Origin of the sequence: Paenibacillus sp. FSL R7-0163 (assembly GCF_037969975.1) — a bacterium.
Classification (GTDB): Bacteria; Bacillota; Bacilli; order Paenibacillales; family Paenibacillaceae; genus Paenibacillus_AQ; species Paenibacillus_AQ odorifer.
This window is the reverse complement of record NZ_CP150224.1, coordinates 3,254,925-3,269,292: the sequence shown is the minus strand read 5'-3', so window position 1 is coordinate 3,269,292 and position 14,368 is coordinate 3,254,925. Positions and strand designations below refer to the sequence as shown.

The 14,368-nt window shown below is 43.7% G+C and carries 16 protein-coding genes and 1 riboswitch; of the genes, 10 read left to right on the top strand and 6 right to left on the bottom strand.

Annotated elements, in window-relative coordinates; translation table 11 throughout:
- Positions 1-12: 12 nt before the first annotated feature.
- The 8 genes from NST45_RS14575 to NST45_RS14540 all read left to right on the top strand — a co-directional run bounded on the left by NST45_RS14575 (position 13) and on the right by NST45_RS14540 (position 7,477).
- Positions 13-1,209, top strand: coding sequence for a hypothetical protein (locus NST45_RS14575; RefSeq protein WP_076213033.1), 1,197 nt, complete (start codon positions 13-15; stop codon positions 1,207-1,209).
- Between the two features lie 142 nt (positions 1,210-1,351).
- A complete protein-coding gene (locus tag NST45_RS14570; RefSeq protein ID WP_036686288.1) occupies positions 1,352-2,416 on the top strand; it encodes a fatty acid desaturase in 1,065 nt (354 codons plus the stop codon).
- Between the two features lie 159 nt (positions 2,417-2,575).
- Positions 2,576-3,712, top strand: coding sequence for a sensor histidine kinase (locus tag NST45_RS14565; RefSeq protein WP_036686290.1), 1,137 nt, complete (start codon positions 2,576-2,578; stop codon positions 3,710-3,712).
- On the top strand, positions 3,712-4,314 hold the full coding sequence (locus tag NST45_RS14560; protein ID WP_036686291.1) for a response regulator transcription factor: 603 nt from the start codon (positions 3,712-3,714) through the stop codon (positions 4,312-4,314). Before NST45_RS14565 ends, NST45_RS14560 begins: the two co-directional genes overlap by 1 nt.
- A 465-nt stretch (positions 4,315-4,779) precedes the next feature.
- On the top strand, positions 4,780-5,865 hold the full coding sequence (asd, locus tag NST45_RS14555) for an aspartate-semialdehyde dehydrogenase (protein WP_038570412.1): 1,086 nt from the start codon (positions 4,780-4,782) through the stop codon (positions 5,863-5,865).
- A 121-nt stretch (positions 5,866-5,986) separates the two neighbouring features.
- Positions 5,987-6,376, top strand: a complete 390-nt coding sequence (locus NST45_RS14550) for a hypothetical protein (protein ID WP_076141503.1) — start codon at positions 5,987-5,989, stop codon at positions 6,374-6,376.
- Positions 6,377-6,492: 116 nt separating this feature from the next.
- Positions 6,493-6,675: a DUF3934 family protein gene (locus NST45_RS14545; protein ID WP_076141502.1), complete on the top strand. Its 183-nt coding sequence runs from the start codon at positions 6,493-6,495 to the stop codon at positions 6,673-6,675.
- 109 nt (positions 6,676-6,784) lie between these two features.
- On the top strand, positions 6,785-7,477 hold the full coding sequence (locus NST45_RS14540) for a pseudouridine synthase (RefSeq protein ID WP_038570422.1): 693 nt from the start codon (positions 6,785-6,787) through the stop codon (positions 7,475-7,477).
- On the opposite strand, the gene thiE is transcribed toward NST45_RS14540, so the two are convergent.
- Genes thiE through NST45_RS14510 form a run of 6 tightly spaced genes read right to left on the bottom strand, consistent with a single transcriptional unit; the run spans position 7,458 to position 12,367 of the window.
- Positions 7,458-8,114, bottom strand: coding sequence for a thiamine phosphate synthase (gene thiE, locus NST45_RS14535; protein WP_038570424.1), 657 nt, complete (start codon positions 8,112-8,114; stop codon positions 7,458-7,460). The genes NST45_RS14540 and thiE overlap by 20 nt on opposite strands.
- Positions 8,104-8,934, bottom strand: a complete 831-nt coding sequence (gene thiD / locus NST45_RS14530; protein ID WP_170914225.1) for a bifunctional hydroxymethylpyrimidine kinase/phosphomethylpyrimidine kinase — start codon at positions 8,932-8,934, stop codon at positions 8,104-8,106. Before thiD ends, thiE begins: the two co-directional genes overlap by 11 nt.
- A 23-nt stretch (positions 8,935-8,957) precedes the next feature.
- Positions 8,958-9,752: a hydroxyethylthiazole kinase gene (gene thiM / locus NST45_RS14525; protein WP_038570426.1), complete on the bottom strand. Its 795-nt coding sequence runs from the start codon at positions 9,750-9,752 to the stop codon at positions 8,958-8,960.
- A 41-nt stretch (positions 9,753-9,793) separates the two neighbouring features.
- A complete protein-coding gene (locus NST45_RS14520) occupies positions 9,794-10,831 on the bottom strand; it encodes an ABC transporter substrate-binding protein (RefSeq protein ID WP_038570429.1) in 1,038 nt (345 codons plus the stop codon).
- Entirely contained in the window at positions 10,828-11,604 is a 777-nt protein-coding gene (locus tag NST45_RS14515; RefSeq protein WP_081383570.1) for an ABC transporter permease, read from the bottom strand. The genes NST45_RS14520 and NST45_RS14515 overlap by 4 nt, the downstream gene beginning before the upstream one ends.
- Entirely contained in the window at positions 11,585-12,367 is a 783-nt protein-coding gene (locus NST45_RS14510; RefSeq protein ID WP_249267717.1) for an ABC transporter ATP-binding protein, read from the bottom strand. The genes NST45_RS14515 and NST45_RS14510 overlap by 20 nt, the downstream gene beginning before the upstream one ends.
- 111 nt (positions 12,368-12,478) lie before the next feature.
- Positions 12,479-12,582, bottom strand: a riboswitch (TPP riboswitch).
- A 222-nt stretch (positions 12,583-12,804) separates the two neighbouring features.
- Here NST45_RS14510 and NST45_RS14505 point away from each other — a divergent pair.
- Entirely contained in the window at positions 12,805-13,641 is an 837-nt protein-coding gene (locus NST45_RS14505; RefSeq protein ID WP_076141501.1) for an amino acid ABC transporter substrate-binding protein, read from the top strand.
- Positions 13,642-13,694: 53 nt separating this feature from the next.
- Positions 13,695-14,363: an amino acid ABC transporter permease gene (locus tag NST45_RS14500; protein WP_036686309.1), complete on the top strand. Its 669-nt coding sequence runs from the start codon at positions 13,695-13,697 to the stop codon at positions 14,361-14,363.
- Positions 14,364-14,368: the final 5 nt, after the last annotated feature.

The following is a 14,368-nucleotide window of genomic DNA, read 5'->3' as shown; positions in this document are numbered from 1 at the left end:
AGGAGGTAAGGGATGGAATTTCATTTGGAGATGATTGTTAAGTGTTTAACGAACCACAAGCTGCAGAAATATTGGAAAGGATTCGAGGCTGTTTCTTTTGCATTTTATAATAAGGATAACGTGTATCTGTACAATCATCCCAAATTTAAAACGGTAGGATATCATCCACATTTGCTTCCTTGGAGTAATGAATTCTCAGGAGATACAATCATTTTATATGAGGATCACCCTACAGCCATCGTTAATCTGGAATTACATGAAGAATTCGAAGACTTGTACGCCATTTGTGTACACGAATTATTTCACGGTTATCAATTCCTGATGGGAGATGAACGTTATGCAGATGAATTATTGATGATTACCTACCCTTTATCCCTCGAAAATATGGAATTGCGGATTCAAGAAAGACATCATTTATATCTTAGTGTAATGGCAGCTACTATTGAAGAGCGTAATCAAGCAATGTACAGATTTATTGCCTTACGTCAACAAAGAGAACAGCTGCTCGGGGAGTACGTGCTAAATGAATATCTTATTGAAACGCTGGAAGGACCCGCTTGGTATGTTGAATTAAATGCCTATGCCGAGAAATCCACACTTCCTAATGAGGAGGTATTGCAGAAGTTCAGTTCGTATTTAATAGATGAACTTGAATCATCGGCAAATATTAGAAGAAGCTGCTATGGTTCTGGACTGTTTATATGTTTGCTGCTGGATGAGCTTCGCACCGATTGGAAAGAAGAGTTTATGAAGTCGGAGTTAAGTTTATATGCGTTTTTTAAGCAATTTGTGGATCAAGTCATCATTCCCTTCGAGGAGATATCCATCAGCAAAGAAACGGAAGAAATTATGCAATCGGTCAAAACAATCAGGGAGAAGGAATTCATTGATTTTATCAGCCTTGAAGGGTACCACCTGTATATTGAAGGAGATATAAAATCTACGGGTTTTAATCCTATGGGTATTATTGGTGGAGATGAGAAATGTATTCATAAGAATAATTTACGAATCCAAATCAATGATGCGGAGTATTTTCTGGAAAAGCCAGTGATTAGCTACTATAAAGCTGACCTTCGAAATATTAATAAACTGCACTTAGTATTAGATGAACCTCCAACTTTTAATAAAGATTCGTTAATCCTTAATGGAATTGGTGAGATCAAAGGTCAATATGAAGTGAAGGAAGATGGATGTTGGCTGCAATGCTGACGGAAATTGATTAGAATGAGAGTATGACATTTGTCATACTCTCTACTTGATGTTTATGACTTATAGGATGATACTTCATCGCCTATACTTAGAGTAGATGAAAAGATCCTTAGCCGGACACATCAAGGAGGAAACGATATAGATGACTACAAAACAGACATCACAGCTCTCCAGCCTTAAAAAGAGTGTAGCCCCTTACGAGAAAAATGACCGCAACGCAAGTATAAGACAGCTCATCAATACTTTAGGACCACTTGTGCTGTTATGGGGCGGAGCTTATTTCTCTTTATCCGTTTCCTATTGGCTCACCCTTCTGTTAGCTATTCCTGCAGCAGGATTTGTAATTCGAACTTTTATTATTTTTCATGATTGCACACATGGATCGTTTTTTAAGAATCGTAAAGCGAATGATATTATCGGAACGATCACAGGTGTACTGACACTGGTTCCTTATCGGCAGTGGAAACATAGTCATTCCATTCACCACGCCAGCTCCAGTAATCTCGATAAAAGAGGGATCGGCGATATTTGGATTATGACGGTCGATGAATACGCAGCAGCTTCCTTCTGGAAACGTCTATATTACCGGATTTACCGCAATCCCATCGTGATGTTTGGTCTTGGACCGATTGCTGTTTTTATGATTCAGTATCGTTTTAATGTTAAAGGTGCTAGACGCAAAGAGCGGATGAATACCTATTTGACGAATATTTCAATCGCAGCCCTTTATGGCTTGCTGATATGGGCTATTGGCTGGCAGGCATTTCTTATGGTGCAGCTGCCTGTAGCATTTGTATCAGGGTTTCTCGGCATATGGTTGTTCTACGTCCAACATCAGTTTGAAGACTCTTATTTCGAGAATGAATCCGAATGGAGTTATGTGATGGCCGCGGTTGAAGGCAGCTCATATTATAAGCTGCCGAAGGTGCTGCAATGGATTACGGGCAACATCGGCTTCCACCATGTGCATCATTTAAGTCCAAAGGTGCCAAACTATAATTTGGAAAAAGCGCATAACGCGACTCCACCGCTACAAAAAGCAACAACGATTACGATTGGTACCAGCTTGAAGGCTCTTCACTTCCGTCTTTGGGATGAGGAAAATAAACGTTTCATCAGTTTCAAAGAGATGAAGTCCATATTAAATAAACCTAAAACAGCAGGCGAGGTCCTGCAAGTTCATAAGCCCAGACTCCAGGGAGAATAATGGTCCACATTGTAATCAAATAGCAGCAAAATGGAAGGTTAGAGCCGGAGAACTCATTCGCGCTCTAATCTTTTTTCTCTTTATCGTTGTGGTTCACCGGATTTTACCGGATTTATGCTAGAATAGGGTGAGTGGCATATGGCAAAAAGGAGAGCGAACATGCAGAAGTGGCATCATATTTTTCATAAAAGTACAGGTCTTAGCCCTTATGTATGGGTCGTATTTTATATTCTACCGTTTTATTTCATCTTTCGGTCCTCCTCTCCCTACCAGGTAGTTTCGGGAATCTTGATGATCGCTGTGTTTTTTGTTTGTTATGTGCTTTCTTTTGTCTCCAAGGGTTGGTTAGTTTATTTTTGGACGAGCGTGCAGATACTTGTCTCTATAACGATGACGTTGTTGTTTGGATATATGTATTTTGCGCTTTTTTTAGCCTTTTTTATTGGGAATATCCAGAATCGAGTAGGGTTTTTCACCCTATACTCCATTCATTTGCTGACTACGATTATTACGATCAATTATGAGCTGCTGTCGCGTAATCCCGTATTTATCAGCCAGCTTCCGTTTGTGCTTGTCAGTATGATTGCAGTGATCCTGCTGCCAATCAGTACCTATAACCGCAATAATCAAGGGAAGCTGCAAGACCAATTGGAGGATGCTAATAAGCGAATCTCTGAATTGGTTAAGCTCGAGGAACGCCAGCGGATTTCACGTGATCTACACGATACATTAGGTCAGAAGCTTTCGTTAATTGGTCTGAAAAGTGATTTGGCAGGAAAGCTTATCGACAGTAATCCGACGCAAGCAAAAGCCGAGATCAATGATGTACGCCAGACGGCGAGAAGTGCACTGAAAGAGGTCCGGGAGATGATTACGCGAATGCGTGGCATTCGCCTTGAAGACGAGCTCGTTCATATTCAGCAGTTTCTTGCGGCTGCGGAGATCGATTATGTTTTGCAAGGCAATCCTAAACTTTCTAACACTTCATTGATTACGGAGAATGTGCTCAGCATGTGTATTAAGGAAGCTGTCACAAATGTTGTGAAGCATAGTAATGCACAGTCCTGCTCAATTATCATCGAACCTACGCGTACAGATCTGATCATTAAAGTGAAAGATGATGGAACCGGCATCCCGGGCAATGATCTTTATTTTAAAGGACATGGGCTGCAAGGCATGCGGGAACGTCTTGAATTTGTGAATGGCTGTATGGATATCGTGCAAGATGGGGGAACTACGATCGTGATTAAGGTCCCTAATGCATTTAAGCATCCGGAACAGGAGGTAACCTTATAATGATTAAGATTGTAATCGCTGAGGATCAGCGGATGCTCCTTGGAGCGCTGGCATCTTTGTTGGATTTAGAAGAGGATATGAAGGTAGTGGGCCGGGCAAGCAACGGGGAAGAAGCTGTAGCGATGGTTCAGCAGCATAAGCCGGATATCTGTATTATGGATATTGAAATGCCAGCGATGAGTGGTCTCGACGCTGCGGAAGCGCTGAAGAATAGCGGCTGCAAAACGATGATATTAACCACCTTTGCCCGTGCGGGATATTTCGAACGTGCGCTCAAGGCGGGAGTTCATGCTTATTTGCTGAAAGACAGTCCTAGCGAAGAACTGGCACTTTCGATACGTAATGTGATGGCAGGCCGACGCATGTATGCACCGGAGCTAATGGATGAAGCCTACAGCGGTGAAGTGAATCCTCTGACTCAGCGGGAGAAGGAAGTACTTGGACTCATTGCCGACGGCAAAAATACAAAAGAGATCGCCAGCCAATTGTACATTACCACGGGTACAGTCCGGAATTACATCTCTGTTATACTAGATAAGCTGGATGTAGGTAACCGCATCGAGGCAATCACTCGATTTAAGGAAAAAGGTTGGTTTAAATGAGCGTGGGTAAGAAACGATTAGTTGGCAGAAGCAGCTTGTAAACGTGAATAGCTAATCGCTGATCGCTAATCGCTGATTGCTAATCGCCAATTGCTGTTTATACTCACCAATCGCAAATAGATGTATTTCCTACAACTATATGCTATAAAATGCTCGGCAGATGCGATTTAGTTGCATTTCTTACATCTAAAAGTTCGCTTAGAGGGCATTTCCATTATTTTTCGGGGAAATAGTTGTAGAGAATGCAGTTAAAGAGTTGTCTAAGCAGAAAATATACTTATAATTGTACTGAGTGCAGCTATTTCTTTTATTCGCACTAATGAAATTCAATATAATCTGCTAAAAATAAAATTTTTAATGTTATTTTGATGTTAACACTCGCCAAATGTTCCCGCGCCGTATATCATTAATTATCGGCCTATTATTCACAATAGGACAGTTAATCAAAAGGAAGTGTATTTTCTGATGTCAAGAAAGCTAAGAGCCGGCATAGTTGGCGGCACAGGTATGGTAGGACAACGTTTTATTGCCCTTCTAGAGAATCATCCTTGGTTTGAAGTAACTGCGATTGCTGCCAGTGCTAGATCTGCTGGAAAAACGTATGAAGAATCGGCCAAGGGCAGATGGAAGTTATCTACTCCAATGCCTGAGAACGTAAAGAATATTATGGTCCAAGACGCTTCTAAGGTAGAGGAAGTAGCTGCGGATGTAGATTTGATCTTTTGTGCTGTTGACATGAAAAAAGATGAGATTAAAGCGCTCGAAGAGGCTTATGCTCGCACCGGAACGCCAGTAATCTCCAATAACTCAGCGCATCGCTGGACGCCTGACGTGCCTATGGTCATTCCTGAGATTAATCCGGAGCATCTTGAGGTTATTGCACAGCAAAGAAAACGTCTGGGAACAGAGACAGGGTTCATTGCAGTTAAACCTAACTGCTCCATTCAAAGTTATGTGCCTGCACTTCATGCGCTCAAAGACTTCAATCCATCTAAAGTGGTGGTCACTACCTACCAAGCTATTTCTGGTGCAGGAAAGACTTTTGCGGACTGGCCAGAAATGCTGGATAACGTGATTCCTTACATCGGTGGCGAAGAAGAGAAGAGTGAGCAAGAGCCTTTGCGGATCTGGGGAAGCGTTGAAGAAGAGGGTATCGTAAAGAGTGAAGCGCCAACGATTACTTCGCAGTGTATCCGTGTGCCTGTAGCGGATGGACATATGGCTGCTGTATTTGTTTCTTTTGAGAAAAAACCGTCCAAAGAAGAGATTCTGAATCTCTGGAAGAGCTTTAAAGGACGTCCTCAGGAGCTTGAACTGCCTAGCGCACCTAAACAGTTCATTACCTATTTTGAAGAGGACAATCGTCCACAGACCAAGCTGGATCGTGATATTGAGAACGGAATGGGCGTATCGACGGGCAGACTTCGCGAAGATGCCCTCTATGATTACAAATTCGTAGGTCTCTCCCATAACACGCTGCGCGGAGCAGCTGGCGGTGCTGTGTTGATCGCTGAGCTTCTGAAAGCAGAAGGTTATATTCAACCGAAATAAGTCCATGCATGAGCTGCAAAGCTGATGTGAATAGACACCTCATCAAAGCTTAGTCTTTGGTGGGGTGTTTTTATTTTAATTTTACATTTGGTAAAATAAGTTATGAAAGGAGAGGATACCTTTGAATAAATATTTATTAGCTTTTATTTGGTTACCATTAATCCTGTTTACAAGCGGTTGTACATCGTCAGCTCAAGAGTATGGAGTGTCATCTATAAATGCTGAAATTCCAATTCCGAAGAATGCCAAAGAAATCGAAGTGATAACAAATTCAAATAACCCTAATATAAAAATTGGAGCAAAGTACGAGTTGGATAATATAGGGGGAGAACAAGGTCTTTATCGGCCTGACAGCTATTTTAATAAATTAAGCGATGATGGATGGATAGAGCTGGAGGACAAGCGGTTAGGGCATGTGCAATTTTTTGAAAAAAAGGACACCGTCATCGCCATCGAAATACATGAGGATAGCTTTGATATTCATGAAATGAATAAAGATGCTAAATTCTAAACGGTGGCTAGTTAGATGAAGCTTTTGTTATTACTTAAACAGAAAGGTTGAGAGTGTGGTAAGATAGGTAAAGTGTATAAACTATACGAATTCTGAATGACTGACGGAGTGATATAATGGGTGCAAAAAGTAAAGGTGGCGGCACAGGCAGAGGTACGGGGAGTAAAGGCTGGACACGCTGGAACAAAACAGCAAAACCAGTTAAACCTGCTAAAGGTGACCCAACGACGGCTCCAGGTGCTAAAGGTGCAAGTGGAAGCAAGGGCAGTAACGTGAAAAAAAGCGGAAGCACCAAATAGCTCCAATAAACTGGGTTATTCCTGAAGGTTAACATCTGATTTTGATCGTTAAAATCAGGTGTTTTTTTATGACCAGATGTAAGTATATAGAGAGAAAGTAGGATCAGCAGTGAGAATCGATAAATATATAAGCGAAACAGGCTTTTGTTCCAGAAGGGAAACCAAACGATTAATTGCTGCAGGTCGAATCGCTGTGAATGGTATCGTCTGTGATGCGAACATTCTTATAGAGCCAGAGGATATCGTATGGATCGATGGGGAGCCGATAACAAGCAGTAAAGGGGAGCCAGTGTATCTCGCTTTGAATAAGCCGATAGGCATTACCTGTACAGCAGCCCCACATGTAGTTGGGAACATTATTGATTTTGTAGGGTATCCTTCACGGATCTTTGCGATCGGCAGATTAGATAAAAACTCGGAAGGCCTCATTTTGTTAACCAACGATGGAGAGATCGTAAATAAAATGATGCGTTCCGAGAATGGGCATGAAAAAGAATATGTAGTTAATGTAGACAAACCGGTTACATCAGAATTCTTACAAGCGATGTCTAGCGGCGTGAACATTCTTGGAATCACAACGAAACCTTGTGAGGTCTATCGGATCACAGAATGTCAGTTTAGAATTATCCTAACTCAAGGTCTTAATCTGCAAATACGCAGAATGAGCAAGGAGTTAGGATATAGAGTACTAAAGCTGGAGCGCATAAGAATTATGAATATTACATTAGACGGCTTGGAGCTAGGACAATGGCGGCATTTAAGCAGTGAAGAGCTGAATGAGCTTATGTCCCGCTTAAACTAACTTTGTCAACAAAGCCTCTGGCAGTTGGGGTAATGTCTACAGCTCCGGTAATCGCTGAGATAACAGAGATCCCATCCGCACCGGCTGCTAATACAGGTGCAACATTTTGCAGCGTGATTCCCCCAATGCCAACCAAAGGGATGGTAATGCCTTTATTTCTTAGTTCTTCAATAATCGCAGTGCCTTGAACAGCTTTGGCATCCTCCTTGGATGACGTAGGATAAATGGGACCCACGCCCAGATAGTCGGCTCCATCGGCAATCGCTTGCTGAGCTTCAACGAAAGAGTGAGCGGATACACCAATGATTTTATTCTCTCCAAGTAGCTGGCGGATTGCCAATGCAGGTGTATCCTCCTGTCCTACATGAATTCCGTCCGCATCAAGCGCGATCGCTAAATCAATGTCGTCATTCACGATAAAGGGCACGCCATTGGCATGACAAATCTTTTGAAGTCGTCTCCCAAGATTAAGTCGAGCCTTATCGCTTAAGGAACCGGTACCCTTTTCACGGAATTGAAACATGGTTATGCCCCCAGCAACCGCTTCCTGCAGCACCTTAACTGGAGCTTTACGGCAATTTACGCTGCCCATAATGAAATAGACTTTTAATAGATCTCGCAGATGTTCACTGTTCATTCGTTGCACTGTTTATCCCTCGCAGTCTGTTCTGATAAGCAAAATGATTGGTTGGTCCATGCCCAGCCCCTATGCTCAGCTCGTCCTCGATCGCCGCTTGTATAAATGCTTTGGCAGTTTGAATGGCCTCTGCTACGGATTTGCCTTTGGCTAGCTCGGCGGTGACTGCTGCTGAATAGGTGCAGCCTGTACCATGCGTATGTCTGGTCTGAATCCGGCTACTCTCCAATAAGGTATATTCGTCGCCATCATATAGAAGATCGGTTACGGCTGTGGTCGAGGTATCATGTCCCCCTTTTAGCACTACATATTTGGAGCCCATGCCATGAATGATTTTGGCTGCTTTTTTGCGTTCTTCGATGGTGGAGATCGTCATCTTTGTGATCATTTCGGCTTCGGGAATATTGGGTGTCGTCACCAATGCTAAGGGCAGCAGATGGCTGATTAAGGATTGAACCGCCTCCTGCAGCAGCAGTGTGGACCCTCCTTTAGCGACCATCACAGGATCAATTACAAGATTAGACCAGCCGTAATACTTAATTTTATCTGCCACAATGCGGATGATGTCACTGTTAAATAACATCCCGGTCTTTACGGCATCTGGTTGCAGGTCAAGTCCTATAGAATCAAGCTGCTGAATTATGGCGTCCAGAGTCACTGGATAAACCCCTTGGACACCAAGCGTATTCTGCGCTGTCACAGCTGTGAGGACGGACATGCCGTAGACAGAAAGCTCCTGAAAGGTTTTTAGATCGGCCTGAATGCCAGCACCACCGCCGCTATCGGAGCCGGCAATGGTTAGAGCTTTGGATATAATCATCGAATTCACTCCTTTGAGGGTCATTAACTGAGCTGTTTGATGCTGGATCTTTCTAGGAAGACTTCTGGTGTGACCCATGTCAGTTGATTTAGAAACTCAACCTGAAAGCTTCCCGGCCCTTGACCAGTTGTTAGTTCAGCGGCGATTTCAGCTGCTACTCCATAGAAGGAGAGGGCTTCCACTGCGGCCTCCAACGAGTCACCGCCACTTACCGCGAGAAATGCCCCCACAACAGCGCTGAGCAAGCAGCCAGTTCCTGTAACCTTCGTGAGAATAGGGTGACCGTTGCTAGCAATATAGGTGTTTTTTCCATTCGTGATCACATCGTCTTTTCCAGTTATGATGACCACACAGCTTAACTTCCTCGCAGCAGCTTCAGCCAAAAGGACTACATCGCCTTCACCTTCGCCAGCATCCACCCCTTTAATGGACCAACTCTCTCCAATGACATTAGCGACTTCAGCCACATTCCCCCGCAGTGCGGTGATTTGCATCTCATTCACTAGCTTTTGAGTGACAGCGGTCCGATAAGAAGTTGCGCCTGCACCTACCGGGTCAAGCACTAGGGGAACCCTGTGTTTATTAGCGGATTTACCAGCAAGCAACATAGATTGAATGGCGTAATCATTGAGTGTGCCGATATTTAGAACTACAGCAGACGACATAGCGGCGATGTCGATCACTTCTTCGTGGGCATCCGCCATAAAGGGAGAGGCGCCAAGCGCCAACAGACCGTTGGCTGAGAAATTGGCTACCACAATATTAGTGATGTTGTGGATCAACGGGTTGGATTCCCGTACTTTGGCTAAATAACTCATCATAATTCCTCCTCAAGCTTGTATGAACAACTAACTAAACATTACAGATTGATAAAAGCTTCCTGTGCTTTAATATCCTCTGGTAGAAGATTGTTGGTGGATAACCACTGCTGAACCTTTTCCCAAGATGTCGGGTCTTGATATCCAAAAGATTGATCGCCAGCATTCATCAGCGGCAGCAGAATCTCAAGACTTTTTTTCTCAATCTCCTTGTCGAGCGGTGAAGTTGCATCTTCATGTGCAACCAGTAAATCCAGGGCTTGTTCAGGATTCTGCTCCACAAATTCCTGTCCTTTTGTAATGGCATTTAGAAATTTTTTAAAGTAGGCTTCAGAATTTTGCAATCCTTGTTCGCTGGCCACCAGCACAAGCTCATAATAGTCAGGCACTCCGTAATCCGTTGGATTAAGCGAAGTGACCGGATGTCCCTCTTTTTCAAGGATTAGTTGTTCATGGTTGATGAACCCGCCCATTATTGCGTCTACTTGTCCAGTAGAGATCGCAGGGATGAGGTCAAAACCTACGTCAATCAGCTTGGCGGATGAAGGATCGCCTCCATCACTCTGGATCATTGTCCGAATCATCGCTTCATAGAGCGGAATGGAGGAATAGCCGATTTGTTTTCCCGCGAGCTCTTTTGGACTATGAATACTGCCAGCCTGAGGAACCATCAGATGATTCAGTGGATGCCGCACGATTGCTGCAATCGAACGTACAGGGATTTTCTCGCCGCGTGCCATAAGTACCTGAGGCTGATAACTGAGCGCTAGATCAATTTGATTCGCTGCAACAAGCTTTAGGGAATCATTGCTGTCTGCAGGCATTTTGATCTCGACATCCAAACCTTCCTCTTGGAAAAAACCTTGCTGTTGCGCAGCGTATAGAAAGGAATGAACGGCATTGGGATACCAATCAAGCATAATCGTCAGCTTGTGTGACTGCTTATTTTCGGTATTGGAGGGATCGGTTTGGGAGTTGTTATTTATCTTGTCTGCCTTCCCGCAGCTGCTTAAGAGCAAAAGTGTGCATACTAGAAATACAGAAATAAGTCCTCGTTGTGGGGATTTTAAATGATTCATTGGTTTGATCCTCTTTTCTTTAAAAATAATTGTTCGAGTAAAGCTATCGCCAGAAAAAGCACCACACCAAGCGCGGACAGCAGAAATACAGCCGCGAACATTTCATCGCTCTGCATATTTCCGGCCATTCTGCGGCTGAAGTAACCGAGTCCTTTACTGCCGCCGAGCCATTCCCCGATAGTAGCTCCGATGACGCAGTATACAATGGACAGCTTTAAGCCAGAGAAAAAAGCAGGCAACGCCAGTGGAATTTGGGTTTTGACAAGCAGCTGCCAGCGGTTTGCACCAAATGTTAATAATAAGTCCTTGTAAGTCTGGCCACTTGTACGAAGTCCATCATATGTACTCACTACGACTGGAAAAAAAGCCGTCAAAAACACCACAGCCACTTTGCTCCACAGCGAATATCCGAACCACATAATAAAAATGGGGGATAGCGCAATTAATGGGATCGTCTGGCTAATGATAAGAAAGGGATAGATGGCCTTTTCTATGGGGCGATACAGGAACATTCCAGTGCCCAGCAATACACCACAAATAACAGAAAGGACAAAACCCACCAGTATCTCCTGTAACGTCGCCAATAAATGCTGTCCAAATAATAATTGCCTGTGCTCGATCAATGCGATTCCAATAGAGGAAGGTGCAGGGAGAATAAAGGCTGGAATCATGTGAAGGCGAACAGCTGACTCCCAGATTACAAGAATGAGCAGTACCAGAAGAAGGAAGGGACCATAGTTGTCTAGATGTTTTTTAAAAGGTATAGGTCGCATGTAATCTCCGCTCCAGCTCTGCACGCAGTGCTATAAACCGGGGTTCGTAGTTCATCTTATAATGTCTTGGCCTTGGTAAATCCACAACGATCTCCTGTAATTCGCTGTGCGCACCGCCAGATAATAAATAAATCCGGTCACTGAGCAATAGTGCTTCCTCCAGATCATGAGTGATGAGCATAATCGTCTGATTCAATTCACCCCATAACTCCAACAGCCAACGGTGTATCTCGCGTTTGGTCATGGCATCGAGAGCGCCAAAGGGCTCATCCAGCAGCATAAGACCACTTCCGCCTCCAGCCACTAAGGTGCGCAGAAATGCGACTCGCTGTTTCATTCCACCCGAAAGTTCATGGGGATAAGCCTTCTCTACATCTGCTAAGCCGAAGCGGGTCAACATTTCCCGAATCTGAGTGATCGTTTCTTGTTTATTGAATCTGGGCTTGATCTCCCAAGGCAAAAGGCAGTTGTCGAGCACTGTCCTCCAAGGCAGCAATAAATCCTGCTGAGGCATATAAGCGATCTGACCTAAACGACTAGCGGTTGACGGGTGCGTAGAGAGTTTTATTTTTCCGTGAGTAGGTTCGAGTAAACCGGCAATCGTTTTGAAAAATGTACTTTTCCCGCATCCGCTAGCACCTACTACGGAGACGAATTCCCCTTGCCTGATATCCATGGATAGATCTGCGAATACAGGGGGTTGCTCAGATTCCGGAAAAGAGTAGGTTAGGCCTTGAATAGATAAAATGGTCGTGATGATCAAACCTCCTAAAATTTTTGTGGAGCGCCTAAACAAATAAAAACCCATCCATTTCCAGAGGAAATGAATGGGTCAAAAAGTTCATTCTGCATAATAACACTTAACATGCTTGATGAAAATTCTGCTCCACTTCCCTCCGCTGGTATGATCCAGATCAGGTTCCAAGGGTCCGGAGCTTGAAGCTCCGTCTCAGTCGGCCGACTCCCCTAGTGAAATAACAGGTCCATATTAATTTGTTAATAAATATACCATATCTTTCTGAGAAGTAAAGAGAGAAAGAAGTGAAGGATTAATCCAAGATTGGGTAAGATATAGGTAGGAATCTAGTTAATATTATAATTCCGATGTATATAATCGGAAAAAAGTATTGACGATCATGTGATGGCAGTGTACTATTCAATTTACCGGAAAAAATCCGGGTAGAGAGAGGGGATTTAATAATGAAAAAATGGAGTTTAACTATTATATTGGCGTTAACCGTGGTCCTTATAGCGGCTTGCGGCAATAATTCGAATACCAATACGGCTGCTGAACCTACAGCTGGAACGAATGGTGGAGCAGCATCTTCAGCGCAAAACAGTTTGGAGGCTGTGAAAGCCAGCGGCAAATTGCGGATAGGTACAGAAGGGACTTATGCGCCTTTTACTTATCATGACACTGCGGGGAAATTGACTGGTTTTGACGTGGAAATTGCTGAAGAAGTAGCAAAACGTTTAGGTGTTAAAGCTGAATTTTTTGAAACTCAGTGGGATGGTATTTTCGCTGGAATGGATGCGAAACGGTTTGATGTAATCTTTAATGAAGTTTCCATTAACGAAGATCGCAAAGTGAAATATGATTTCTCTGAACCCTATATCGTATCCAAAGCAGTATTGATCGTGAGCGAAGACAATGAGGATATTAAGACCTTTGCCGATCTTAAGGGTAAAAAAGCCGGACAATCCCTGACAAGTAACTTATCCGACATCGCTCGTGAGAACGATGCTGAAATCGTAGCTACGGACGGTTTCAATCAAGCGATGGATCTGCTGACTTCGGGACGTATTGATGCAACTGTGAATGATGGCTTGTCTTATCTGGATCTAAAAAAACAAAAACCAGATGCAAAAATTAAAGTGGTTGATGAGATTCCTGAAGGATCACAAAGTGCCGCAGTATTCCTGAAAGGCAATGATGAGCTGGTGAAAGCGGTCAGTGATGCGATTACAGAGATGAAGAGTGATGGAACGTACTTGAAAATTTCCGAGAAATACTTTGGAGCTGACGTTTCAAAATAATACAAGGCTAGCAAGGCTAATTAAGCCTGGAAGCTAAAAAGGATGTCTGAATAATGGATGACCGCAAAATACAAATTTTCTTAGACACACTGCTACCCCTGCTAAAAGCCGGGGTGGCTTTTACCATTCCGTTGGCGCTACTTTCCTTTGTGCTTGGATTGATTTTGGCGATCCTAACCGCGCTGGCACGTCTTTCACCGTGGGTAATTCCGAAGCTAATCGCCCGTTTTTATGTGTGGGTTATTCGAGGAACCCCATTGTTAGTGCAGCTATTTATTATATTTTATGGTTTGCCGGCTGTTGGTATTGTACTCGACCCCTTCATTGCCGCCACCATTGGATTTACTCTTAGCGTAGGGGCTTATTCATCGGAAATCGTACGCGCTGCTATCCTGTCGATACATAAAGGCCAATGGGAAGCTGCCTTCTCAGTCGGGATGACTCGTGGGCAGGCTCTGCGCCGCGTAATTCTGCCACAAGCTGCGCGCGTTTCTGTACCGCCGTTATCCAATTCCTTTATTAGCTTGGTTAAAGATACTTCGCTTGCAGCGATCATCACCTATACGGAGATGTTTAGAACCGCACAGCAGGTAGCCTCTACCACTTATGAGCCTCTGCTGGTATACTCCGAAGCAGGATTGTTTTATTTAGTGTTCTGTTCTGTGCTGTCGGCGCTGCAAAATTACTTGGAGAAACGACTCGATCGTTACTCTGCGACCTAAAGGAG

Excerpts from the sequence above, each read along its gene's own strand:
- NST45_RS14500 (WP_036686309.1), top strand. The coding sequence starts at position 13,695 with ATGGATGACCGCAAAATACAAATTTTCTTAGACACACTGCTACCCCTG.
- NST45_RS14570 (WP_036686288.1), top strand. The coding sequence starts at position 1,352 with ATGACTACAAAACAGACATCACAGCTCTCCAGCCTTAAAAAGAGTGTA.
- NST45_RS14505 (WP_076141501.1), top strand. The coding sequence starts at position 12,805 with ATGAAAAAATGGAGTTTAACTATTATATTGGCGTTAACCGTGGTCCTT.
- NST45_RS14515 (WP_081383570.1), bottom strand. The coding sequence starts at position 11,604 with ATGCGACCTATACCTTTTAAAAAACATCTAGACAACTATGGTCCCTTC.
- thiD (WP_170914225.1), bottom strand. The coding sequence starts at position 8,934 with ATGATTATATCCAAAGCTCTAACCATTGCCGGCTCCGATAGCGGCGGT.
- NST45_RS14575 (WP_076213033.1), top strand. The coding sequence starts at position 13 with ATGGAATTTCATTTGGAGATGATTGTTAAGTGTTTAACGAACCACAAG.
- NST45_RS14545 (WP_076141502.1), top strand. The coding sequence starts at position 6,493 with ATGGGTGCAAAAAGTAAAGGTGGCGGCACAGGCAGAGGTACGGGGAGT.
- NST45_RS14565 (WP_036686290.1), top strand. The coding sequence starts at position 2,576 with ATGCAGAAGTGGCATCATATTTTTCATAAAAGTACAGGTCTTAGCCCT.
- asd (WP_038570412.1), top strand. The coding sequence starts at position 4,780 with ATGTCAAGAAAGCTAAGAGCCGGCATAGTTGGCGGCACAGGTATGGTA.
- NST45_RS14520 (WP_038570429.1), bottom strand. The coding sequence starts at position 10,831 with ATGAATCATTTAAAATCCCCACAACGAGGACTTATTTCTGTATTTCTA.
- thiE (WP_038570424.1), bottom strand. The coding sequence starts at position 8,114 with ATGAACAGTGAACATCTGCGAGATCTATTAAAAGTCTATTTCATTATG.
- NST45_RS14560 (WP_036686291.1), top strand. The coding sequence starts at position 3,712 with ATGATTAAGATTGTAATCGCTGAGGATCAGCGGATGCTCCTTGGAGCG.
- thiM (WP_038570426.1), bottom strand. The coding sequence starts at position 9,752 with ATGAGTTATTTAGCCAAAGTACGGGAATCCAACCCGTTGATCCACAAC.